General features: G+C 73.0%; 18 protein-coding genes. 13 read left to right on the plus strand and 5 right to left on the minus strand.

Annotated features, from left to right (window positions below; all coding sequences use genetic code 11):
- Positions 1 to 146 precede the first annotated feature (146 nt).
- From PSQ21_RS31450 to PSQ21_RS31495, 10 genes are all read left to right on the plus strand, one after another.
- Positions 147 to 1,163: a LacI family DNA-binding transcriptional regulator gene (locus tag PSQ21_RS31450; RefSeq protein WP_274034694.1), complete on the plus strand. Its 1,017-nt coding sequence runs from the start codon at positions 147 to 149 to the stop codon at positions 1,161 to 1,163.
- A complete protein-coding gene (locus tag PSQ21_RS31455) occupies positions 1,160 to 2,746 on the plus strand; it encodes a sugar ABC transporter ATP-binding protein (protein WP_274034695.1) in 1,587 nt (528 codons plus the stop codon). The genes PSQ21_RS31450 and PSQ21_RS31455 overlap by 4 nt, the downstream gene beginning before the upstream one ends.
- The gene (locus PSQ21_RS31460; RefSeq protein ID WP_274034696.1) at positions 2,736 to 4,694 is read left to right on the plus strand and encodes an ABC transporter permease/substrate-binding protein; all 1,959 of its coding nucleotides are present in this window, start codon (positions 2,736 to 2,738) and stop codon (positions 4,692 to 4,694) included. Before PSQ21_RS31455 ends, PSQ21_RS31460 begins: the two co-directional genes overlap by 11 nt.
- A gap of 56 nt (positions 4,695 to 4,750) precedes the next feature.
- The gene (locus PSQ21_RS31465) at positions 4,751 to 5,674 is read left to right on the plus strand and encodes a ribokinase (protein ID WP_274034697.1); all 924 of its coding nucleotides are present in this window, start codon (positions 4,751 to 4,753) and stop codon (positions 5,672 to 5,674) included.
- Positions 5,671 to 6,060: a D-ribose pyranase gene (gene rbsD, locus PSQ21_RS31470; RefSeq protein WP_274034698.1), complete on the plus strand. Its 390-nt coding sequence runs from the start codon at positions 5,671 to 5,673 to the stop codon at positions 6,058 to 6,060. The genes PSQ21_RS31465 and rbsD overlap by 4 nt, the downstream gene beginning before the upstream one ends.
- Positions 6,061 to 6,345: 285 nt before the next feature.
- Positions 6,346 to 7,785 carry a hypothetical protein gene (locus PSQ21_RS31475; RefSeq protein WP_274034699.1) on the plus strand — a complete coding sequence of 480 codons (1,440 nt, stop codon included), beginning with the start codon at positions 6,346 to 6,348 and terminating at the stop codon, positions 7,783 to 7,785.
- A gap of 107 nt (positions 7,786 to 7,892) precedes the next feature.
- A complete protein-coding gene (locus PSQ21_RS31480; RefSeq protein WP_274034700.1) occupies positions 7,893 to 9,152 on the plus strand; it encodes an AAA family ATPase in 1,260 nt (419 codons plus the stop codon).
- A complete protein-coding gene (locus PSQ21_RS31485) occupies positions 9,149 to 10,393 on the plus strand; it encodes a vWA domain-containing protein (protein ID WP_274034701.1) in 1,245 nt (414 codons plus the stop codon). Before PSQ21_RS31480 ends, PSQ21_RS31485 begins: the two co-directional genes overlap by 4 nt.
- A gap of 227 nt (positions 10,394 to 10,620) precedes the next feature.
- Positions 10,621 to 11,007 (plus strand): hypothetical protein, encoded by a 387-nt coding sequence (locus PSQ21_RS31490; RefSeq protein ID WP_274034702.1) that lies wholly within the window; start codon positions 10,621 to 10,623, stop codon positions 11,005 to 11,007.
- A gap of 76 nt (positions 11,008 to 11,083) precedes the next feature.
- A complete protein-coding gene (locus PSQ21_RS31495; protein WP_274034703.1) occupies positions 11,084 to 14,395 on the plus strand; it encodes an NACHT domain-containing protein in 3,312 nt (1,103 codons plus the stop codon).
- Here the strand turns inward: PSQ21_RS31495 and sph are convergent.
- The 5 genes from sph to PSQ21_RS31520 all read right to left on the minus strand — a co-directional run bounded on the left by sph (position 14,295) and on the right by PSQ21_RS31520 (position 19,550).
- Complete coding sequence (gene sph, locus PSQ21_RS31500; RefSeq protein ID WP_274034704.1) at positions 14,295 to 15,275, minus strand: sphingomyelin phosphodiesterase; 981 nt, start codon at positions 15,273 to 15,275, stop codon at positions 14,295 to 14,297. The two genes, PSQ21_RS31495 and sph, sit on opposite strands and share 101 nt — an antisense overlap.
- 213 nt (positions 15,276 to 15,488) lie before the next feature.
- On the minus strand, positions 15,489 to 16,136 hold the full coding sequence (locus tag PSQ21_RS31505; protein WP_274034705.1) for a class F sortase: 648 nt from the start codon (positions 16,134 to 16,136) through the stop codon (positions 15,489 to 15,491).
- 102 nt (positions 16,137 to 16,238) lie between these two features.
- On the minus strand, positions 16,239 to 16,709 hold the full coding sequence (locus tag PSQ21_RS31510) for a hypothetical protein (RefSeq protein WP_274034706.1): 471 nt from the start codon (positions 16,707 to 16,709) through the stop codon (positions 16,239 to 16,241).
- A gap of 104 nt (positions 16,710 to 16,813) precedes the next feature.
- Positions 16,814 to 18,850 carry a sensor histidine kinase gene (locus PSQ21_RS31515; RefSeq protein WP_443334411.1) on the minus strand — a complete coding sequence of 679 codons (2,037 nt, stop codon included), beginning with the start codon at positions 18,848 to 18,850 and terminating at the stop codon, positions 16,814 to 16,816.
- A complete protein-coding gene (locus tag PSQ21_RS31520; RefSeq protein ID WP_274036035.1) occupies positions 18,843 to 19,550 on the minus strand; it encodes a response regulator transcription factor in 708 nt (235 codons plus the stop codon). The genes PSQ21_RS31515 and PSQ21_RS31520 overlap by 8 nt, the downstream gene beginning before the upstream one ends.
- A gap of 326 nt (positions 19,551 to 19,876) precedes the next feature.
- On the opposite strand from PSQ21_RS31520, the gene PSQ21_RS31525 reads away from it, so the two are divergent.
- Genes PSQ21_RS31525 through PSQ21_RS31535 form a run of 3 tightly spaced genes read left to right on the plus strand, consistent with a single transcriptional unit; the run spans position 19,877 to position 23,281 of the window.
- Positions 19,877 to 21,178: a cytochrome P450 gene (locus PSQ21_RS31525; protein ID WP_274034707.1), complete on the plus strand. Its 1,302-nt coding sequence runs from the start codon at positions 19,877 to 19,879 to the stop codon at positions 21,176 to 21,178.
- A complete protein-coding gene (locus tag PSQ21_RS31530) occupies positions 21,175 to 22,425 on the plus strand; it encodes a cytochrome P450 family protein (protein WP_274034708.1) in 1,251 nt (416 codons plus the stop codon). Before PSQ21_RS31525 ends, PSQ21_RS31530 begins: the two co-directional genes overlap by 4 nt.
- Before the next feature lie 31 nt (positions 22,426 to 22,456).
- Positions 22,457 to 23,281 (plus strand): ATP-grasp domain-containing protein, encoded by an 825-nt coding sequence (locus PSQ21_RS31535; protein WP_274034709.1) that lies wholly within the window; start codon positions 22,457 to 22,459, stop codon positions 23,279 to 23,281.
- The last annotated feature ends 6 nt before the right edge of the window (positions 23,282 to 23,287 follow it).

Consider the following 23,287-nt stretch of genomic DNA (forward strand, 5'->3'; position numbering starts at 1 on the left):
CGGACGCGGGAGGGGGGCTTGTTTTTGGCCATGGAATCGATTCCAATCATCCGTGTAATCGATTCCATGGCGTCGGTCCACCGATCCACCACCGGTCGGCGCACGAGTTTCGAGGTGTACGGAAACCACAAGGAGGTGGTCCGGACATGGCGGGCATCAAGGATGTCGCGGCCGAGGCGGGTGTGTCCGTCGCCACGGTGTCGCGCGTGCTGAACAGCCATCCGTCCGTCAGCGAAGAGGCGCGCACCCGCGTCCTCGCCGCCGTCGAGGCCCTCGGCTACCGGCCCAACGCGGTCGCCCGCTCGCTGCGCACCGCGCAGACCCGCACCCTCGGCCTGGTCATCAGTGATGTGCTCAACCCGTACTTCACCGAGCTGGCCCGCTTCGTCGAGGAGGAGGCCCGCGCGCTCGGCTACAGCGTCATCATCGGCAACGCCGACGAGCGGCCCGAACTCCAGGACCACCACATCCGCACGCTCATCGACCGCAGGATCGACGGGCTCCTCGTCTCGCCCGCCGACGGGGGCTCCCCGCTGATGCGGGACGTCGCCCTGAGCGGCACCCCGATGGTCTTCGTCGACCGCTGGATCCCCGGCATCGACGTCCCCGTCGTCCGGGCCGACGGTACGGGCGCGGTCGGGGAGCTCGTCGCGCATCTGCACGGCCTCGGTCACCGCCGGCTCGCCATCATCGCCGGGCCCGCCGCCACCACCACCGGCAACGAGCGCGTCGAGGCCTTCCGGGACGCGATGCGTGAACGCGGGCTGGCCCTGCCCGAGGCCTACATCGGGCAGGGGGACTTCCAGGCGGCCAGCGGCCGCCGGGCCACCGAGCGCTTCCTCGCCCTGGCCGAGCCCCCCGAGGTCGTGTTCGCCGCGGACAACCTGATGGCCCTCGGCGCCCTGGACGCGATCCGGTCCCGAGGACTGCGGGTCCCCGAGGACATCGCGCTCGCGGCCTTCGACGACATCCCGTGGTTCGTCCACACGGACCCACCGATCACCGCCATCGCACAGCCGACCGCGGACCTGGCGCGCGCCGCCGTGCGCGCGCTGGCCGACCGCATCGAAGGACGGACCCCGCAGTCCGTCACCCTGCCCGCCCGCCTCGTCGTACGCCGCTCGTGCGGCGGGGCCGCACCGAACCAGAGGAGCGACCGGTGACCGCACCGGAAAAGCCACGGGTGACCGCACCGGACGAGTTGCTGCGCATCGAGGGTCTGCGCAAGACCTTCCCCGGCGTGGTGGCGCTCGACAACGTCGACTTCGACCTCCGCAGAGGCGAAGTGCATGTCCTGCTCGGCGAGAACGGCGCGGGAAAGAGCACCCTCATCAAGATGCTCTCCGGCGCCTACCGCCCCGACCGCGGCCGCATCCTGGCCGAAGGGCGTGAGGTGCGCATCGAGGGTGCGCAGGACGCCGAACGGCTCGGGATCGCCACCATCTACCAGGAGTTCAACCTCGTCCCCGACCTGACGGTGGCGGAGAACATCTATCTCGGCCGCCAGCCGCGCCGGTACGGACTCGTCGACCACCGCCGGATGCGCCAGGACGCGGCAGAGCTGTTGCGCCGGGTCGGCGTCGATGTGCGCCCCGACGCCAAGGTGCGTGAACTGGGCATCGCCCGGCTCCAGATGGTGGAGATCGCCAAGGCGCTCAGCCTGGAGGCCCGCGTCCTGATCATGGACGAGCCGACCGCCGTGCTCACCTCCGAGGAGGTCGACAAGCTCTTCGCCATCGTCCGCCAACTCCGCGAGGACGGCGTCGGAATCGTCTTCATCACCCACCACCTGGAGGAGATCGCCGCACTCGGCGACCGCGTCACCGTCCTCCGCGACGGCCGCAGCATCGACCAGGTCCCGGCCTCCACCCCCGAGGACGAACTCGTCCAGCTCATGGTGGGCCGCAGCATCGAGCAGCAGTACCCGCGCGAACGCCCCGATGCGGGCGACGCGTTGCTGTCCGTGCGGGGGCTGACCCGTAACGGCGTCTTCCACGACATCAGCTTCGACGTGCACGCCGGTGAGGTCGTCGGCCTCGCCGGACTCGTCGGCGCCGGGCGTACGGAGGTGGCGCGCGCGGTCTTCGGGGCCGACCCGTACGACGCGGGCACCGTCGACGTGCGCGGCGTACGCCTCGCCCGGCACGACGTCCCCGCCGCGATGGGCGCCGGGATAGGCCTCGTACCCGAGGACCGCAAGGGCCAGGGGCTGGTGCTCGACGCCTCCGTGCAGGAGAACCTGGGCCTGGTCACCCTGCGGTCCGCGACCCGCTCCGGGCTCGTGGACCTCAAGGGCCAGCGCACGGCCGCCGCCCGCATCGCGAAGCAGCTCGGCGTCCGCATGTCCGGCCTCGGCCAGCATGTCCGCACCCTCTCCGGTGGCAACCAGCAGAAGGTCGTCATCGGCAAATGGCTGCTGGCCGACACCCGGGTGCTCATCCTCGACGAACCCACCCGGGGCATCGACGTCGGGGCCAAGGTCGAGATCTACCAGCTCATCAACGAGCTGACCGCCTCCGGCCACGCCGTCCTGATGATCTCCAGCGATCTGCCGGAGGTCCTCGGCATGAGCGACCGGGTCCTGGTCATGGCCCAGGGCCGGATCGCCGGGGAGCTCCCCGCCGACGAGGCCACCCAGGACGCCGTCATGGCCCTCGCGGTCGGCACCCCGGCCGTGGCCCAGGGCCACACCCCCACCGAACACCCCGCACCGAAGAAGGAAGAGGAGGGCCCCCGTGGCCACTGAGACAGCCAAGAGTGACGCGGGAACGGGCGGCGGAGTCTCCGTGATACGCCGCGTCCTGCTCGACAACGGCGCGCTGAGCGCCCTGGTTGTCCTGGTGGTGGCGATGTCGCTGCTCTCCGGCGACTTCCTGACGACCCAGAACCTGCTGAACGTCGGCGTCCAGGCGGCCGTCACCGCCATTCTCGCGTTCGGCGTCACCTTCGTCATCGTCTCGGCGGGCATCGACCTGTCCGTCGGTTCGGTGGCGGCCCTGTCCGCGACGGTCCTCGCCTGGTCCGCCACGTCGGCAGGCGTGCCGGTCGTCCTCGCCGTCGTGCTCGCCATCGTTACGGGCATCGCCTGCGGTTTCGTGAACGGCGCCCTCGTCTCGTACGGCAAACTCCCGCCGTTCATCGCCACGCTGGCCATGCTCTCGATCGCCCGAGGCCTCTCCCTCGTCATCTCGCAGGGCAGCCCGATCGCCTTCCCCGACTCCGTCTCGGTGCTCGGCGACACGCTCGGCGGGTGGCTCCCCGTGCCGGTCCTCGTGATGATCGCGATGGGCCTGATCACCGCACTGATCCTCGGCCGCACCTTCATCGGCCGCTCGATGTACGCGATCGGCGGCAACGAGGAGGCGGCCCGGCTCTCCGGGCTCCGCGTCAAGCGCCAGAAGATCGTCATCTACGCGCTGTCCGGCCTCTTCGCCGCCGTCGCCGGCATCGTCCTGGCCTCGCGCCTCGTCTCCGCCCAGCCGCAGGCCGCCCAGGGGTACGAACTCGACGCCATCGCCGCCGTCGTCATCGGCGGGGCGAGCCTGGCCGGGGGCGTCGGCAAGGCGTCCGGCACCCTGATCGGCGCGCTCATCCTCGCCGTCCTCCGCAACGGCCTCAACCTCCTCTCCGTGTCCGCCTTCTGGCAGCAGGTCGTCATCGGCGTCGTCATCGCGCTCGCCGTCCTGCTGGACACGCTGCGCCGCAAGGCCGGTGCGGGTGCGGCCTCCTCCGCGGGCGCCGCCCCCGGCGCACCCGGGGCCGGCCGCAAGGGAGCGCTCAAGCTGGCCGGTGCCGCACTCTGCGTCGCCCTCGTCGTCGGCGCGGTCTCCTTCTTCAACTCCGGCTCCTCCGGCGGCACGACGAAGGTCGGCATGTCCCTCTCCACCCTCAACAACCCCTTCTTCGTGCAGATGAAGGAAGGCGCACAGGCCGAGGCGGAGAAGGCGGGCATCGACCTCACCGTCACCGACGCCCAGAACGACGCCTCCCAACAGGCCAACCAGCTCCAGAACTTCACCAGTTCCGGCGTCTCCTCGATCATCGTCAACCCGGTGGACTCGGACGCCGTCGGGCCGGGCGTCCGCAGCGCCAACAAGGCGGACATCCCCGTGATCGCCGCCGACCGGGGCGTCAACAAGGCGGACACCGCGACGCTCGTCGCCTCGGACAACGTGGCGGGCGGCAAGCTCGCCGCCGACGCACTGGCCGACCAGCTCGGCGGCAAGGGCAGCATCGTCATCCTCCAGGGCACGGCGGGCACCTCCGCCAGCCGGGAGCGCGGGGCCGGCTTCGCCGAAGGGCTGAAGGCGTACCCCGGCATCAAGGTGGTCGCCAAGCAGCCCGCGGACTTCGACCGCACCAAGGGCCTGGACGTCATGACCAACCTCATCCAGTCGCACCCCGGCGTCACCGGTGTCTTCGCCGAGAACGACGAGATGGCGCTCGGCGCGGCCAAGGCGCTCGGCAGCAAGGCAGGGAAGTCCGTCTCGGTCGTCGGCTTCGACGGCACCCCGGACGGTCTCAAGGCGGTCGAGGCGGGCACGCTCTACGCGTCGGTCGCCCAGCAGCCCGCCGAACTCGGAAAGATCGCCGTGCGGAACGCGGTCAAGGCCGCGAAGGACGAGAAGGTCGCGAGCACGGTGAAGGTGCCGGTCAAGGTGGTCACCCGGGAGAATGTCGCCGACTTCTCCTGAACCCGCCTCGCAACCAGGCTTGTTGACCCGGACCGACGAAAGCAGGAAGCACGCCCATGCACGACAACGCCCCCGACGACCGGTACGACCTGCTGGTCGTCGGGTCGGCCAACGCCGACCTGGTGATCGGCGTCGAGCGCCGCCCCGCGCCCGGTGAGACGGTCCTCGGCTCCGACCTGGCCGTCCACCCCGGTGGCAAGGGCGCCAACCAGTCGCTGGCCGCCGCCCGTCTCGGCGCCAGGACGGCTCTGCTCGCCCGGGTCGGCGACGACGACCACGGACGCCTCCTGCTGGAGACCCAGCGCGCGGCGGGCGTGGACACGGACGGCGTCCTGGTGGGCGGGGCCCCCACCGGTGTCGCCCTGATCACCGTCGACCCCTCGGGCGACAACAGCATCGTGGTCTCCCCGGGCGCCAACGGCCGCCTCACGCCCGAGGACGTCCGGGCGGCGGCCCCGCTGCTGGCCGCCGCCCGGGTGATCTCCGTACAGCTGGAGATCCCGCTCGACACGGTGGCCGAGACGGTACGCGGCCGGGGGCCGGGCGCCCGGCTCGTCCTCAACCCGTCCCCGCCCGCCCCGCTCCCCGAGGAGGTGCTCGCCGCCTGCGATCCGCTGGTGGTCAACGAGCACGAGGCGCGGTACATCCTCGGCGACGACGCAGGGGAGGGGCCGCACGACTGGGCCCCGGCGCTCCTCGCGCTCGGCCCGCGCTCGGTCGTCGTCACCCTCGGCGCGGCCGGGGCCCTGGTGGCGGACAGCCGTACGGAATCCCTGGACCACCTCGTCAGCCCGAAGGTCGAGGCCCTCGACACGACCGGCGCCGGGGACGCGTTCACGGCTGCCCTGGCCTGGCGTCTCGGCCGGGGCGACGAGCTGCGGGAGGCGGCGGCCTTCGCCGTCCGGGTGGGCGCGGCGGCGGTCACGGCACGAGGGGCGCAGGAGTCCTTCCCGACGCTGGAGGAGGTCGACGCGCTGTGAAGAAGTCGGGCATCCTCAACCGCCACCTGGCGGGCGCGATAGCCGAACTCGGCCACGGCGACACCGTCCTGGTCTGCGACGCCGGCATGCCGATCCCGCCCGGCCCCCGCGTGATCGACCTGGCCTTCCGCGCCGGAACTCCGTCGTTCGCGGAGGTGCTGGACGGCCTGCTCGACGAGCTTGTCGTGGAAGGAGCGACCGCCGCCCGGGAGATCCGTGAAGCCAACGCGGAGGCCGCGGCGCTGCTGGACGGCCATTTCCCCTGGCTCGAACTGATCCCGCACGACGACCTCAAGGCGCTCACGCCGGCGGCCCGCCTGGTCGTACGGACGGGGGAAGCCCGGCCCTACGCGAACGTGCTGCTGAGGTGCGGGGTCTTCTTCTGAGCGGGTGCGCTCTCCCGACCGGTCGCGACGACGGTACGAGACCTCGGACCGGCCCGGTGGAGCGTGCCGTGGGCCGCACGTTCCGCCGGGCTGAACGCCCCGTTCGTCCAGCGGTCGCCCCCGCCGAGAGGCGATCTGGTCCACGCGAGGTGAAGTGCGCGGCGGAGAGGAGCAGTTCGGGCCGCGAGGATATTCCTGGCGCATCCCGCCGAGGCGAGCTAGGCTCCCCGCGATGACTCACTCCATGAACAGATTGGGGGACCCGTCCGCGCAAGGTGAGTGCTGATGCTCACTTCGACCGCGAACCGGGATACCCACCCAACCCTCCCGTCCTTCTGGCCGCGCGTACGCGAGTTCGCCGTGCCGGCCCCGATGATCGAGACCGCGACCGCCCGCCGTGAGGCCGGGGACTGGGCCGGAGCGTGCGCCGCAGCAGGCGTCGACATCGATTTCCGCCTCCGGTCCGTGGCGCGCGGCCACGGCCGCGAACTCACCGCCCGCATCCGGGCGGACCTGCGCCGGCTGGCTCCTGACCTGCTGCGCTGGCACCTGCCGAGAATCGCCCCGAACGGGCTGCTGCGCCCGGGACTGACGATCGCCCTGGCCCGCTACGACCCACCGGAACGCGACGGGCCGGGCCCTCTGCACCTGGTCGTCCGGACCCCGCCCGCCTGGGCGGACGCCGGGCAGCGGATCAGCCTCGCGCTCTGGGACGGTTCCCCTGCCGAGCCCGCCGCCCGCCGTCATCCTCACCCGCGTCCGAGCCGGCGCTTCCGCCTCGATCTGCACCGCCACCTGTGGGACGCGGACAGGACCGACGAGCTCCGGATCCGCTCCGGCCTCGCCGACCGGCCCGCCTGCCGGGAAACCGAGGCCGCCGCCCCGGACCCGTGGGGCGCCGTTCCGCCGGACCTCCCCTGCGCCGTCGACCGCTGGGCGGCGGAGGCCGCGATCCTGCTCCGCGCCGAGGGACAGGGGCCGGGCGGCACGGTGAGCGTGCGGCTGGGCGGCCGGCGCCGGCTTCTGCTGGAACTGGACGCCGGCACGGACGGCCGGGGAACGCCTGTCGCGCGGGTCGCGGCGGCTCCGGTCCCGGCTCCGTCAGCATCACCGGTGCTCCCGGACGCGGCCACCTGGATCCTGCCCGACCTCGATCTGCTCCGTACCGGGGCGATCGGGGCCGGTCAGCTGCACCCGCTGGTCGCGCGGGCCCTCGTGCCGGATCTCCCGCCGCCCGCTCCGGCGTCGGCCCCCTCACGTACCGGCGACGGGGCGGGAGCACCACGCCTCGTGGCGTGCCGGGGAGCGCGGCACCGGATCGGCCTCGTCGAAGGGGCCCTCGCTCCCCTGGACCACGATCCGGACGAGGTCCGCCGCGAAGAACTGCTGGTCGCCCTGACCGGCACGCCGCTGCCCTGTCTCCAGGCCATCGACGAGGCGCACCGACGCCCGGACTGCCTCACCGGCGTCCGCGAACGCCTCGACCACGGGGACATCGCCGGTGCGCTGGCCGTCGTCGAAGGGCTGCTCGGTCCCGGGGCGGTGCTGCGCGACGGTCCTCTGCGGGACGAACTGGAGGCCGCCGCGCAACGGCGGATCACCTACGGGCTGTTCCGGGCCGACCTGCTCGGTCCCGGACCCGTCCGCCACCGCTCCGACCCCCGCCGTCCCGTCGACCCCCGTCCCCGGCGGGCCCGGCGCCCGCGCCGCACAGCCGCCCGCTGACCCCGGGGCCGCCGGGCGGCCGGGCGGTCCCCGAACCGTGACCGCCCCCGCCCGCCCCGTCCTCACCCATGCTCATTCGCCCTCGCACACCCTTCAGGTGATCACCCATGCTGATGAACACTCCGTCCGCCGTGCCATCGGAAGCCGCTCCCGGCGCCCAACTCGCCGTCGCCGAAGCGCTGATGAGTCTGCTCCGCGACACCACCACCGAGCCGCGCCCCGACGTCCAGCTGGAGGCGCTGACCCTGGCAGTCTCCGCCGACCTGCCCGTGCTGCTCTGGGGCGAGCCGGGCATCGGCAAGACCGCGGCCCTCACCCAGCTCGCCGCCTCCCTGGACCTGCCGCTCACCACGGTCATCGCCAGCGTGCACGAGCCGTCCGACTTCTCCGGGCTGCCCGTCGTCGGCGACGACCCCGCCGAACAGGGAGTGCCGATGGCCCCGCCGGACTGGGCCGTCCGCCTCGTACGGGCGGGGCGCGGGCTGCTGTTCCTCGACGAACTCTCCACCGCACCGCCCGCCGTGCAGGCCGCGCTCCTCCGTCTCGTACTGGAGCGGCGGATCGGAGCGCTGCGGCTTCCGCCCGGCGTACGGATCGTGGCCGCCGCCAACCCGCGCTCCTCGGCGGCCGACGGCTGGGAGCTGAGCCCGCCGCTCGCCAACCGTTTCGTCCACCTCCAGTGGACCCACGACCACGAGGTGGTCGTACGGGGACTCGCCGGCACCTGGCCCCGCGCGACGCTGCCCCGCCTCGACCCCGGAAAGCTGCCCGAGGCCGTGGACTTCGCCCGCCGCGCGGTGTGCGGGCTCCTCTCCGCCCGCCCCACGCTCGTGCACCGGCTGCCCACCACGGAGACCCGCCGGGGCGGGCCGTGGCCGTCGCCGCGCAGCTGGGACATGACGCTGAACCTGATCGCGTTCGCGACCGCCGCCGGATCCTCCCGGGACGTGCTGTCCTTGCTGGTCCGGGGGACGGTGGGGGACGGCCCGGGGCTGGAACTGCTGGCGAGCCTGGACCGGATGGACCTTCCGGACCCCGAGGACCTCCTCGCCGACCCGGCGGGAGCCGTCCTGCCCGAGCGCGGCGATCTCCGCCAGGCCGCGCTGGATGGGGTCGTCGCGGCGGTCCGTACCCGCCCGGACCGAACCCGCTGGGACGCGGCGTGGGCGTTGCTCGTCCGGGCGCTGGAGTCCGGAGCCCCGGATCTGGTGGTCGTCCCGGCGACCACCCTCGCAGCGTTGCGCCAGGAGGACTGGGACGTACCGGCCTCCATCGAACAGCTCGCGGGCGTCGTCTCCCTGTCCGGGCGCGCGGACCGGGCGGCCGCCCGGGTCACGGCGAAGGCGAAGGCGACGGCGGGCCGATGACGACGACGGACACGTCGAGCGCGCTCGACCTCGACAAACTCTTCGCCGCCCGCCTGCAGGCGGCCCGGGTCCGCCCCTACCTGGCGACCGCGCTGTTCGCCCTGCACACCGTGGAGTCACGGCAGGTCCCGACCATGGCGGTCGACCGGCACTGGCGGGTTTACGTCTCGCCGTCCTTCGTGGCCCGTACCCCGGTCGAGGAGTTGGCCGGGGTCTGGGTCCACGAGGTGTCGCACCTGCTGCGCGACCACCACGGCCGCAGCGACCGGGTCGCCCGCCAGCGCGGGCTGACCGGACCGGGGGAGCGGCTGCGGATGAACATCGCCGCCGACTGCGAGATCAACGACGACGTGTACGGCGACGGACTGGCCCGGCCGAAGGGCATCGTCTACCCGTCGACGCTGCACCTGCGCCCCGGCGAGCTGATGGAGGACTACCTGTACCAGTTCCGCCTCGGCACGCGCACCCAGAACCTCGCCTGGCTGGACTGCGGAAGCGGCGCCGACGGGCTGGAGCGGGAATGGGACCTGGGGCCCGACGGCGCGCACGGGCTCAGCGCGCACGAACAGGACGCGGTCCGCTTCCGTGTGGCGCAGGGCATCACCGGCCGGCCGGGAAACGCGTCGAAGGGGTGGAAGCGGTGGGCGGAGGAGGCGTTCCATCCTCCGCAGCCCTGGCGGGATCTGCTGGGCGCCGCCGTCCGTTCGGCCGCCTCGGGGCCCGGCGCGGGGGAGGACTACACCTACGGCCGCCCGTCGCGACGAGCCACCGGACTGCCCGGTGTCGTCCTGCCCAGCCTGCGGCGCAGACCACCCCGGGTCTCCGTCGTCATCGACACCTCCGGCTCGGTCAGCGACGCCGAACTGGGCAGTGCCCTCCTGGAGGTCGCCGCCATCTCGCGCGCGGTGGGCGGCCGCCGCGACCTGGTCACCGTCCTCGCGTGCGACGCGGCGACCCGGGTCGTGCACCCGCTGTGCCAGGCCGAGGGCATCCCGCTGGTGGGAGGCGGCGGCACGGACCTGCGTACGGGCTTCGCCAAGGCGCTGCGGGGGCATCCCCGCCCCGACGCCATCGTGATCCTGACCGACGGGCAGACCCCCTGGCCGGCCGCGCAACCGGCGTGCCGGACGGTCGTCGGCCTGTTCCCGAGGGACCACAGGCGCCGCTCCTGGGACGAGAACAACCCCGACCACGTCCCTCGCCGGCCGCCGGCGTGGGCGCGGGTGGTGGAGATCGGGTAGCGCGCGACGCCGCCCCCGGGGCCCATCGAAGCGTGAGCGCGATCGTGCCGCGCCCCTGACCCGCTCCGGTCCCGGCTCGCTCCGATGCCCGGCTCGCTCCGATCCCGCCTGCGGCCGGGCCGTACTCACCGAACCGCGGGACGGCGGCAGTGGTCTTCCATCACGATGGAGGGCAGGTAACCGATGGAGCGGCTGTGTCATCGGTCGTCGACGCGGGAGGAGCACCTGTGGAGCCGATTTCGGAGGGACTGCTGATGGCGCTGGCCGGCGGGGCGGCGGGAAGCGCCGGCCAGCAGGTCTGGCATGCGCTGCGCGACCTGGTCGCACGGAGGGAAGCGACCACGGGGGTTGAACCGCCGCGGAGTTCGATCGAGGGCGAGCTGACGCTGCTCGAACAGCGCCCGCACGACACCGAGCGGGCTCGTTCTCTGGCAGGAGCCCTCAGTGAGCGGGCCGAGCGGGATCCCGCCTTCGCCGCCGCTCTCGCAGGCCTGCGGGAACAGGGCGAACGCGCGCACGGGACACCGGGGGCCGCGAGGTTCGAGATCAGTGGAGGGACCCAGCACTCCGTCGTCCAGGCTCAGAACGTGCACGGTGACATCACCTTCAACTGAGAGCGGAGACACGGCGCCGCGCCATCCGGCCGGCGACGGACCCCGCTTCGAGGTCTCGGGCGGGCGTCAGCGGAACGTGATCCAGATCGCCCACGTCGACCGGCTCGAACTGGCGGCGGTGACGGATGGCCCGTCCGACGGGCGCCGCCGACCCGGGACGGGCGCCTGGTTCGGCAGGGCCGCCGGGTTCACGGGAGCCGCGTTCGCCGTGATGCTGCTCCTCGCCCGGCCGGACCTGCCGCTCCCGCGTGGGATCGATCCCGGCCCCGTGGCGGCGGGCTGGCTGGTCCTGACAGGCGTCCTCGTGCTGTCCACGGGCCGCTGGGCCCTCCTGCGCGCCCGTGAGCGCCGTATGCGCCGGTGGATGTCGGACCCCTATCTGGCGCGCGCTGTCGAGGATCTCACCGAGGACCTGTCACTCCGCTACGGCGGGGACGAGCGTTGGGAGCTGATCCGCAACCCGGAGCCCATCGAGGTCCCGTGGCGGGAGGAGGAGGGAGGGGGCTCCGGTGCGCCCGGCAGCGGCTCGGTCGCCGCGTACTTCCGCGCGACGCCCGCCCGTCGCCTGGTGATCACGGGGGGCCCGGGTGCGGGCAAATCGGTTCTGGCCCTGCGCCTGGCGACCGAACTGCTCCAGGAGCGGCAGACCCGAGAGGGGCGGGAAGGGCCCGTACCGGTCATCGTCCCCCTCGCGTCCTGGGACCCCCGGGAGGGCCTGTACCCGTGGATCGCGCGGCACGTGGCGGCCGAGCACGCCCGCGCCTGCACTCCCGTGACGGGCGCCCCACCGGTGGCGGTCGCCCTGGTCCTCCTGCGGACGAGGCGGGTCCTGCCCATCCTGGACGGCTTCGACGAGATCCCCGCGGATGTGCGCAAGCGCGCCATGCGCCGGCTCAGGGAAGGCACGAAGGGCGGCTTCCCGTTCGTGCTCACGAGCCGCCGGGACGAATACCACGAACACGTTCCTGAACAGAACGTGTTCTCGCGTACGGAGATCACCCTGTGTCCCCTGGCGGACAGCGCCGTGGCCGCGTATCTGAATCCCGGCGCACGGCCGGGGGCGCGCTGGACCGAGGTGCTCTCCCGGTTGGCGGAGGCCGCCGACGGTTCTCCGGAGGACCGTTTGCGGAGCGTGCTCCAGGTGCCGCTGATGGCGAACCTGGCCCGCGAGGCGTTCAGCGAGGAGGGCGCGGACCCTCGCGAACTGCTCGCCCCGGGTGCCTTCGCCGACACCACCGCCATCGAACGTCGCTTCTACGACGCCTATCTCGACGCCATCTACAGCCCGTCCCACGAGGAACGGACGGGCTGGGATCCCCGGACCGCGCGCGGCTGGGCGGGCTTTCTGGCCGCCCGGATGAAAGCCGACACCCTGGAGTACCTCGCCTGGTGGCGCCTCGACGAGCACGTGCCCCGGCACATCCGCGTCCTCGCTCTCGTTCCGGCCTTCACGCTGAGCGTCGCGCTCCTGGTACGGCTCGATCTGGGGTCGTGGGGCTGGCCGGGCGGGATCGGCCTCTCGCTGTGGCAGGCGTACGCGATCGTGTGCGCGCTCGCTCTCCTTCAGACGGCGCTCTCGGCGGCGGACGAGGAGCACCGTCAGCCCCAGCAGATCGTCCGCCCCACCGGTGCGCGTCTGCGCGAGGCGGTGAGGGGGTGGCGCGGCACGACCCTGGCAGTCCTCACCGCGGTCGGTCTCGCGGCGGGTTGGTCAACAGCGGTCTCCACACGCTCCGGACTGTGGCTGTGGGCCTTGACGGCGATCAGCTGGGTGACGGTGCGATGGTGCGGCCGACGGCTGTTCCTCGCCGCCGACGACCCGTTCCTGGCGCGTTCGCCGGGGGCGCTGCTGCGGTCGGACCGGCGCTCCACGTTCGCCCTCGGCTGGCTCTTCACCGCCGGGCCACCGGCTCTGACCGTCCTGTGCGGCCTGCCTCTTCTCCTGCTGGGGTTCTGGTTCGCGGCCAGGGCCGTGAACGCTTCCGCCGGATCCAGCGCCGACGAGACCGCGGTGGGGTTTTTCGTCGATGTGCTGACGGAGTCTCCGTTCATCGTCGTGCTCGTCATGTTGAACGCAGCCTCGTCCCACCGCGACCGGCTGGTCCCGCTCACGCTCGTGCTGCCGTTGATCATGCTGGCCCTGTATGCCGCCACCCCGGCGGCGCGGGGCGCTGTCACCACCGGCGACTGGGCCTTCACCGTGCTGGCGACGCTGGTCTGCTGGCTGCTCCACGGAACGGCCGTCTCCGCATGGGGCCGGTTCCAGCTGGCCCGCCTGTACCTTGCGGCTACCGGCAGCCTGCCTTTGGGGCTCATGGCGTTCCTGAAGGACGCACACCAGCGCGGTGTGCTCCGTCAGTCCGGAGGCGCCTACACCTTCCGCCACATCGAACTGCGCGACCGTCTGGCGCAAGCGGTGGCCGAGGAGACGCGGAGAGACGTCCGGCGGCAGCTGCCGGGGCGGCAGCTTCTGGCGGGAGCGTTCGCCCTCGCGCTCATCGCGGGAACCTACGCGGTGACACTCCAGGGAGCCGCGCAGGCCGTGCCCGGCTCCGGGCCGGTACGCTCACTGCCCGCCGCGTGCCGTCTCCTCGACGGTGGGCTCGTCGCCGAACTCACCGGCGGTCCGGACGCCTCCCCGTCGACGCCGGCATCGGCGTCCGTGCTGAGCCCGTGGGAGCCGGACTGCGTGGTGACTGAACAGCCGACGTTCTCGCGAGTGGTGCGCGTCGAGGCCGGCACGCGGCTGTTCGAGCCCCTCTTCGACCAGAGCGCGGTGACCCTCGCGGCACGTCAGTTCGCGTCCTGGCGGAGTTCCTCCTTCCGGTTCGGGCTGGTCACCGAGGGGGATCCGCGGAGCCTGGAGGGGCTCGGGGACGAGGCACGCCTGCACACGGGACGCCACCTGGTCGACGACATCGGCCGACAGATCCTCATGGCCGCTGTGGTGGAAGTGCGCAAGGACAACGCGGTACTGACCGTTCGCTACACGGAGGAGCACGCGGACCGGGAACGAGTCGCCACGGTCGCGCAAGCCCTCGCCCGCACCGCGCTGCGCAAGGCGGGGCTCGCTCCCGCACCCGCTGACGGCACGACGCCCGAGCCGCAGGCGTCGGCGGCCGTGGGCGCGGGGGGCGCAGTCCCGGTGGCCGGCCGGGGCGGCGGCGAGGAGCGGCCCCCGGCCGCCTTCCCGTCGGCCGACGGATCGCCGAGCACGGGCGGTCCGTCGGAGCGGCCCGGGCGGACGGGAAGGCGAGCGGAGGGGGACGGCGGGCCGGATGGTACGGCTACTGGCCGGAGCCGATCACCGGGTAGTGGTCGGAGAGGTTCGTGTAGGTGTAGCTCCTGCCCCAACTGGAGACCGTCCAGGGGGCGCTCCGCTCCTTGACCACGTCGTTCCTCCAGCCCGACGGCTTGGCGTGCCCCGTACGGTGCAGGACGTGGTCCAGGTCCTCGCGCGGGTCGTCGGGGTAGCGCTCGGAGGCTATGGAGTTGTCACGGGTGTCGAAGGAGTACGGGTGGCCCGTCCGGGTCTCCGGCGCGGTCAGGCCGGCGTCGGCGAGGAACGACGCGTACTCGGCCGAATGCCTGTCGACGTTGAAGTCGCCCGCCACGACAACCTGTTCGGAGGCCGGGATGTTCTTCGCGTCGAGGAACGCGTCCATCTGCCGGAACTGCCGGCTGCGCATCTGTGCGGCCTCGCCCGCCGAGCAGCCCGGGTCGGTCGACTGGGCGTGGGTTCCGACGACGTGGACCCGGGCGCCGTTGACGTTCAGCACCGTGTAGGCGAAGCCCTTGTTCGAGAACCAGTCGCCGCCGCACGCGTCCTTGAAGACGAACTGTTCCTTGCGCACGATCGGCCACTTGCTCAGGATCGTGACGCCGCCGTCCTCCGGCGTCGCCGCCGCGTACGAGCCGCCCGTCGCGTCCCAGCCGCTCTTGCTCCGGCCGACCACCGGGGTCTGGTACGGGTACGGGGACGCGGAGTTCCGCAGCAGCGCGTCGGAGGCCCCGTTGTCGAAGGCCTCCTGGATCACCACGACGTCATTGCCCTGGAAGAACGACGTCTTCGGGATCTCGGCCGCTCGGTGGTCCTGACCCCAGTTGGGGTAGAGGGACTTGCTGAAGAGGAACGCGTTGTACGAGAGCACGCGCAGGGACGGGGTCTCGGCAGCCGCCGCCTGCGGAGCGTTCACGGCGAGGGTGACGGTGGCGAGGGTGGCGGACAGGGCCACGCCGGTCAGGCGGCGGAACGCGGTGTTCGGCACGAGGTCTCCTGGGGTCGAGTGGGGGGCGTACCGGGCGACCCCCATCCAAGCAGCGGCAGTTACCCGCGGGTAGACATCGGGTGGCACGAGTCTGTCAGGCCGGCTGCCATCCGGGTTCCCGGACGGGGGCGCCGCTCCCCGGACAGGCACTGCCTCCCGGACGGGCACTGCCTCCCGGACGGGGATGCCGCTTCGCCGCCGAGCACACCGGTCTCAGGCGAGTGCGCCGTACACGATGAGGTTGTCGACCGTATGACCCTGGGAGTCGAACTCCCCGTCGCAGGTGACGAGCCGCAGGGTGCTGCCCTTCGTCGCGCCGTAGACCTTCTCGGTGGGGAACGCCTTCTTGCTGACCGCTTCCTTGCCCGTGACCGTGAAGCGCAGGGTCTTCCCCTCCCCGTCGCGGACCAGTACCTCGGCACCCTTGCGGATGTTCTTGAGGTCGTGGAAGACGGCCCGGCCGAAGCGGGTTTCGTTGTGGCCGATCAGCACGGCGGGACCCGGCGCCCCGGGCACGGACCCGCCGGTGTACCAGCCGACCGTCATGCCCTTGTCCGGCGGCGGGACCTCGACCGTGCCGTCCGTGTTGAGCCCCAGCTCCATGAGAGTGCTCCGTATGCCGATCGAGGGAATGGAGACCTCCGTGGGAGCCTGCCGGTCCGCCTCATCGGCCCCGGTCGATCCGCTCGCCCCGGACGCCGACCCACCGTGCGCGGAGGAGGCGGAGGGCGCGGCGGACGAAGCGGCGGGGGAGGACGCGGAGGGCTCGGCGGACGAGCACGCGGCCAGGGCGGCGCAGGTCGCGAGGGCGGTCAACAGGGCGGCGGTCCGCCGGACGCGGCGGGGTGTACGGGACGGCACAGAGGACTCCGGAATCGGTGCGGTGCGGGGATGGCGGTGAGCAGGCGTGGCGCCGCCCCGGTGCGGGGCGGCGCCACGGTCAGCGGTGGTGAGCGGTGCGGGTCAGCCGTTGAGGCCGGCCGCCGAGCGGCGGCGCAGCACGATCGTGCCCACGCCCGCGAGCAGCACGGTCCCGGCCACCGAACCGGCCAGCACCGCGGTGCTGTTGTCGCCGCTGCCGGCGGGACGTTCACCGGCGGCGACACCGCCGCGCGGCGCGACCACCGGGGCGGCCTCCTTCGGCGCGGGGCCCTCACCCGCGGCCACTCCGCCGCGCGGCTTCACCGCCGGCCGGGTGGCCTCCTTCGCGGCGTCATCGGCGGCCTTGCGCTCGGACAGGTCGACCACGGGGGGCTTGCTCTCGGACAGGTCGACCACGGGGGTCTTGCTCTTGGACAGGTCGACGGCGGCGGGCTCCGACGGCTTCGGGGAGGAGTCGGCGAAGGCGGCGGCGGACGGGACCAGCACCGCGCCGGCCGCGACAGCGGTGAGCACGGCGGCACGCAGGGAGAAGCGTGCGGTGAAAGCGGTCATACGGATGGCTCCATTTCATACGCGGCCCCGTGACGGTCCCGGACACGGGTTCGTGCCGGGGACGGGGCATGCCGCCAGGCTTGCGTGGAGATATGAAGAAGCTGTCAGAACGTTGTGGTCATCCCATCAGGGCCGGACGGTGCGGTTCCGGGCAGCCGCAGGACGAAGGCCGATCCCTCGCCCTCGACGCTCGTCGCGTCCACCGTGCCGCCGTGGGCCTCGACCAGTTTGCGGACGATGGCGAGGCCCAGGCCGCTGCCGCCCGTACGGCGGCTGCGGGACTTCTCCGCACGCCAGAACCGGTCGAAGACATGGGGAAGGTCCTCGGGCGGGATGCCGGATCCGGTGTCCGCCACCTCCACCAGCACCGTCCCCCCACCCTCCTCGGAGGTGGACGCGCGCAGCGTCACCCGCCCGCCCTCCGGTGTGTGCCGTACGGCGTTGGACACCAGGTTGCCCACCGCCTGCCGGAGTCTGACCGGGTCCGCGCGCAGGGCCAGGTCCGGGGCGGTGGCCTCGACCGCGAGTGTGACGCCCGCGTTCTCCGCCCGCGCCTGGTGGGCGGCGGCGACCTGGCTCAGCAGCTCCCCGGCCCCGACGGGTTCGGGACGCAGGCGCAGCTCCCCGGCGTCGGCGGCGGCCAGGTCCTGGAGGTCGTCGATGATGTGCTGGAGCAGCACGGCCTCCTCCAGCAACGAGGAGACGAACGCCGGGTCGGGGTCGGCGAGTCCGTCCTGCGCGGCCTCCAGCCAGCCCCGGATGTTGCTCAGCGGGGTGCGCAGCTCATGGGCGACGTCGCTCACCATGGCCTTGCGCTGCTCCTCCAGCCGCGCCCGGTGCGCGGACATGTCGTTGAACGCCGCGGCCAGCCGGCCGACCTCGTCGTCCCCCGAGACGGGCACCGACTCCGGCCGCTCCCCGTCGCGCATACGCTGCGCGGCGCCGGTCAGCGCGTGCAGCGGACGCACCAGCCGGGCTCCCGCGAACACCGAAGCGCCCACGGTGAGGGCCAGTACGAGCGCCGCCGCGCCGGCGATCCTGGCCGTGTTCGCGGGGGAGAGGTCGAAGCCGGGCAGCGTCGCGCCGCCCTCGTCGCCGATGAAGAGAAGGGCGGGGGAGGCCACGTACGAGCTGAGCTGTTCGCTCCGGGCCGTGCCCACACAGGACGCGATCGCCCGGTCGTTCTCCCCGGTGCGCTCGGGCGTCACGACGGACGGCTTCGTGGCCTCCGAAGGGGCGTCGCGCGGTGCCGGAGACGGCAGCGGCACCCGTGGCACCAGCTGTCCGAGCTCCACCGGCAGGGGCGAGGTACGCGGACCGTCCCAGGAGAGATCGCTGTTCAGCCGTACGCCCTCAAGGCCCTGGCGCTCCAGACAGGCGTCGGCCAGCTCGGTGAGCGCGTCGAGCGCCTTCCGTTCCGAGGGGGTGGGGGCGTCCAGGGCGGCGAGATCGCAACGGGTGCCCAGTACGCGGTCGGGATCGTTGCCCACGATCTGCACCCGGGGCCGGCCGCTCGCGCCGACCACCACGTCCGAGGCGATCCCCGCCCGGTTCAGACACTCCACCTTGGCGTCGGCGGTCCGCCGCAACGCCCTGCTGTCGGCCGCGGACAGCAGGAACGGCCCCACCGCCCGGGGATCGATCCGGTCGGCGGCCGTGCCCTGCCCATCGGCGCCCCGCGCCGCCAGGACGGTGTCCACGGACAACGGGTCGACCACGGCGGACGCCTGCGGCGGGAGTGCCGGGGCGGACGCCGAGGTGGCCGAATCGGCGAGCGGCTGCCTGGCCTGGGTGGTCAGGGCGACCCGGCGGCCCGACTCCCGGGCCAGCTTCCGCACCGTCGCACCGACCCCGTCCCAGGTCGGGTTGCGGGCGGCGTAGTCCAGCAGGGTGTCGTAGATGCGGGCGTCCGCGGTGAGGTTCTGTCCCTGCTCCTGCTTGATCGCGCCCGAGGTGGTCTGCACGGCGATCCAGGCCGTGGCCGCCACCGAACACGCGGCCACCAGCGCCGAGACGGCGAGCAGCCGCCCCAGCAGGCTACGGCGCAGCGGCAGCCGCGCCCGCCCGGGCGGCTTTTGCCGGCCCTCGCGCCCCCGGCTCCGGCCACCCGCCCCGCCGTCCCCGCCGCGCGCCCTACGCACCCCGGGCCGCCTTCGCCGGGTCGGTGAGCTTGTAGCCGACGCCGAACACCGTGAGCAGGCGTTCCGGCCGCCGCGGGGCGCGCTCGATCTTCTTGCGCAGGTTCATGACGTGCACGTCGACGGTCCGGGCGCTGATGTAGCGGTCGAACCCGTGGAGTTCCTCCAGCAGCCGCTGACGGCTGAAGACCCGGTCCGGTCCCGCCGCCAGGGCCGCCAGGATCCGGAATTCGCCCGGGGTGCACTCCACCCTCCCGCCGTCCACGGACACCTCGTGCCGCGCGGGGTCGACCACGAGGGCGCCGACGCGCAGGACGGAGTCCTCGGCGACCGGCTCCGGCGCGGCGGTCCGCCGGGTACGCCGCAGCAGGGTACGGACGCGGGCCATCAGCTCCCGAGGGCTGTAGGGCTTGGTCATGTAGTCGTCGGCGCCGAGGTCGAGACCGAGCAGGAGATCGTCCTCGGTGGAGCGGGCGGTCAGCATCAGCACCGGCAGTTCGCGGTTCTCGGACCGCAGTACCCGCACCACGTCGAGGCCGTCGGCCCGGGGCATCATGACATCGAGAACGAGCAGGTCGGGTTCCTGGTGCCGGACGGCGTCGAGCGCGGCGAGGCCGTCGCCCACGATCCGTACGGCGTGTCCTTCCCGTTCCAGATAGCGGCGTACGAGCTCGGCCTGCTTCTCGTCGTCCTCGGCAACCATGACGTCTGCGCACACGCCCCCGATCGTAGAGCGCGGGATCGCGGTGCGGGACCGGGGCGGCCACCAGGCCGCCCGCGCCCCGGACGTGACCCCGGCCGGGTCCGACGGCAGCCGGCGCCCGACGCGGCCTCCGCGCCGATGCCGACCTTGTGATCAAAGGTATGCAGATGTCAGGGGAGAAAGGGCGGAAGGTGAGGCCGAATCGGTCGGAGGCCGTTCGAAAATGAACGCGAACAGCTTCGGTGGTTCACGCAACCTCCTTATAGTGGTGACGCGTTGATCGTATGGTCGCAACGCGTGAAGCCGCCGCCCCTGGAGTCCGTACGATGACGAACCCCTCCTCCGCCACGCCCGCGTCCACGGCCGGTGCCGGCGGAGGCTGCCCGGCGGGCGCCGGTGCGGGGGCCGTCCCGCTCGGTGGGGCCGGCTTCTCCACCGAACCGCAGGTGCTCTACCGGTCCATGCGGCGCGACCACGGGCCGGTCGTCCCGGTCGAGCTGCCCGGCGGCTTCCCCGCCTGGCTGGTGATCGGCTACCGGGAACTCCACCAGGTCACCAGCGACGGGGAGCTGTTCCCCCGGGACGTCTCCCTCTGGAACCAGTGGGGACAGGTCCCCGCCGACTGGCCGCTGCTGCCCATGGTGGGCACCCCCATGCCGTCCATCTACTTCACCGCCGGAGCCGAGCACCGCCGGCACGTCGACATGGTCGTACCGGCGCTCGAAGGGGCGGATCCCTTCGAGATCCGGCAGCACTGCGAGGAGTTGGCCGACCGGCTCATCGACGCCGTGTGCAGCCGGGGAACCGCCGATCTCGTCGCCGAGTTCGCGGAGCCGCTGCCCGTCCTCGTGCTCGCCCGGCTCGTCGGCTTCCCCGACGACGAGGGCGCCGACATCGCGCGGGTGCTCAAGGACCTCGCCGACGGCGGCCCCGGCGCGCAGAAGGCGCACCTGAGCTTCGGCGAGCACATGCGGCGCCTGGTCGAGGCCAAGCGGGCGAGGCCCGGCGACGACGTGACCTCCCGGATGCTCGCCCACCCCGAACCCTTCACGGACGAGGAGTACGCGCTCGACCTGATGGCCATCACGGCCGCCGGACACCTCACCACCGCCGACTGGATCAGCAACTCCACCCGGCTGATGCTCACCGAAGACCAGTTCGCCGACGCCCTGTCCGGCGGCCGGCACAGTGTCGCCGAGGCCATGAACGAGGTGCTCTGGGAGGACGGCCCCACCCAGATCCTCGCCGGTCGCTGGGCCGCGCGCGACGCCCGGCTCGGCGGGCGGAACATCGCCCGCGGCGACATGCTGCTCCTCGGGCTCGGCGCGGCCAACGCCGACCCGCACATCCGCCAGCAGGTCACCGCCGCCGCCGTCCGCTCCGGGCAGGGCGGCAACAGCGCGCACCTGGCGTTCAGCCACGGCGAGTACCGCTGCCCCTTCCCCGCCCAGGAGATCGCGGAGATCATCGCCCGTACCGGCATCGAGGTGCTGCTGGACCGGCTGCCCGACCTCGAACTGGCCGTCCCCGCGACCGAACTGGTCCGCCGGCCGTCCGCCTTCCTGCGCGGGACGACCGCCCTGCCCGTCCGCTTCACTCCCGTACGCACGACAGGAGACGCGTTGTGAACTGTCCGCACACCGGCGCCGCGGCCGACCGGGACGCCGGGACCGTCGTCATCGACCCCATGGTCCAGGACCTGGACGGCGAGACCGCGCGGCTGCGCGACGCCGGGGTCCTCGCCCGGATCGACCTGCTCGGCGTCCCGGCCTGGGCGGTCACCCGGCACGCCGAGGCACGCCAACTCCTGCTCGACCCGCGGCTGGTGAAGGACATCGACGCCTGGGGACTCTGGCAGAGCGGCGCGGTGACCCACGCGTGGCCGCTGATCGGCATGATCGACGCCGGGCGCTCCATGTTCACCGTCGACGGGGCCGAACACCGGCGGCTGCGCACCAAGACCTCGCAGGCGCTCACCCCCCGCCGCCTGGAGGCGATCCGCCCGGAGATCGAGAAGTTCACGCAGGAGCTGCTGGACGCCCTCGACGCCGCACAGGGGGACGACGGGGTCGTCGATCTGAAGGCGGTGTTCGCCCAGCCCCTGCCGATGCGGGTGGTGGGCATGCTGATGGGCGTGGACGAGTCCCAGCACGCCATGCTGACCAGGCAGTACAAGGCGTTCTTCTCCATGCTCACCCCCCAGGACGAACGCCTCGCGCTGCTCGCCGAGTTGGACGTCTTCTACACCGGCCTCGTACGGGAGAAGACCGCCCGGCCCACGGACGACCTCACCAGCGCGCTGATCCTGGCCGATGAGGGCGGCGAGCCGCTCACCGAACAGGAGGTGGTGGGCAACCTCAAGGCCATGGTCGCCGCCGGGCACGAGACCACCATCGGCCTCGTCCTCAACGCCGTGCGCGCCCTCCTCTCCCACCCGGACCAGCTGCGCATGGTGCTCGCCGGGGAGGTCGGCTGGGACGCGGTGATCGAGGAGACGCTGCGCTGGGACACGCCCACCACCCACCTGCTCATGCGGTTCGCCACCGAGGACATCCCCGTCGGCGACGACGTGATCCGCCGGGGCGAGGGAGTCGTCGTCTCCTACCGGGCCATCGGGCGCGACCTCGAGCAGCACGGCCCCGACGCCGACGCCTTCGACATCACCCGCCCCACGCGAAACCGCCACATGACCTTCGGCCACGGCCCGCACATCTGCCCCGGAGCGGCCCTGTCGCGCGTCGAGGCGGGCATCGCGCTGCCCGCTCTGTTCAGACGCTTCCCCGGGCTCCGCCTCGCCGTCCCGGACGAGGAGATCACCAAGCTTCCGGTGATGACGCAGAACGACATGACCGCCTTCCCGGTCCTCCTGGGCTGACGACGAAACCGGCGGACAGGGGAGGTGCCGTATGCCGTCGGGACCGGGGTTCCTGGCGCTCGCGCCGCACCGCTCCGGCACGGCCTCCCTCCTGTCCGACGCGGCACGCCGACGCGGCATGGAGGTGACCGTGCTGCCCGCCGACGGAGTCCCCGAGCGGTACCGGGGGAGGGGGGACGGGCACTACTACGGAGGCCCGCGCTTCGGCGCCCGGGTCGCGGACCCGCTCGGGGTCGCGCTCCTGGAGCCGCACGACGGCTGGCTGGACACCCTCCCGGGCGCCTTCACCGGCCGGAGCGTCAGCCGGGTGCCCCTCTCCGAGGCCCGCAGGCGCACCGGCCCGATCTTCGTCAAACCGCCCACCGACAAGAGCTTTCCCGCCGCCGTCCACCCGGACGGCGCATCGCTCCCGCAGCCCCCGCCGGGCTCCGGTGACCCACTCGTCCAGATCAGCGAAGTCGTGGTCTGGGAGGACGAGTTCAGACTCTTCCTGCTCGACGGTGAGATCCGCACCGGATCGCGCTACGCCGTGCACGGTCGGCTCGAAGCGGCCCCTCTGGCCGGCCACCCGCAGGAGGCAGCCGTACACGCCTTCGCCGACCGGCTCACCGAGGAGTGCGGGGACACCCTGCCGGGAGCCGTCGTCGTGGACGTCGGGCGGATGCGCCGCCCGGGCCGGGACACCGAATGGGCCGTCGTCGAGGCCAACATGGCCTGGTTCAGCACCGTCTACGCCGCCGACCCCGACCGCGCCCTGGACGTGGTGCTCCGGTCGGCGGGCCCCGGCGCCCTGGCCCGGGAGCGGGACCTGGCGTTCCGGCGGGACCGTTCCACCCGGCCCGCGCCAGAGGGCTGAGGCGGT

The sequence above is a fragment of the Streptomyces sp. MMBL 11-1 genome (assembly GCF_028622875.1).
Taxonomy (GTDB): Bacteria; Actinomycetota; Actinomycetes; order Streptomycetales; family Streptomycetaceae; genus Streptomyces.

Bases quoted from the DNA above. Each gene is read 5' to 3' on its own strand.
- PSQ21_RS31450 (WP_274034694.1), top strand. From the start codon at position 147: ATGGCGGGCATCAAGGATGTCGCGGCCGAGGCGGGTGTGTCCGTCGCC.
- PSQ21_RS31465 (WP_274034697.1), top strand. From the start codon at position 4,751: ATGCACGACAACGCCCCCGACGACCGGTACGACCTGCTGGTCGTCGGG.
- PSQ21_RS31475 (WP_274034699.1), top strand. From the start codon at position 6,346: ATGCTCACTTCGACCGCGAACCGGGATACCCACCCAACCCTCCCGTCC.
- PSQ21_RS31480 (WP_274034700.1), top strand. From the start codon at position 7,893: ATGCTGATGAACACTCCGTCCGCCGTGCCATCGGAAGCCGCTCCCGGC.
- PSQ21_RS31485 (WP_274034701.1), top strand. From the start codon at position 9,149: ATGACGACGACGGACACGTCGAGCGCGCTCGACCTCGACAAACTCTTC.
- PSQ21_RS31510 (WP_274034706.1), bottom strand. From the start codon at position 16,709: ATGACCGCTTTCACCGCACGCTTCTCCCTGCGTGCCGCCGTGCTCACC.
- PSQ21_RS31520 (WP_274036035.1), bottom strand. From the start codon at position 19,550: ATGGTTGCCGAGGACGACGAGAAGCAGGCCGAGCTCGTACGCCGCTAT.
- PSQ21_RS31525 (WP_274034707.1), top strand. From the start codon at position 19,877: ATGACGAACCCCTCCTCCGCCACGCCCGCGTCCACGGCCGGTGCCGGC.
- PSQ21_RS31535 (WP_274034709.1), top strand. From the start codon at position 22,457: ATGCCGTCGGGACCGGGGTTCCTGGCGCTCGCGCCGCACCGCTCCGGC.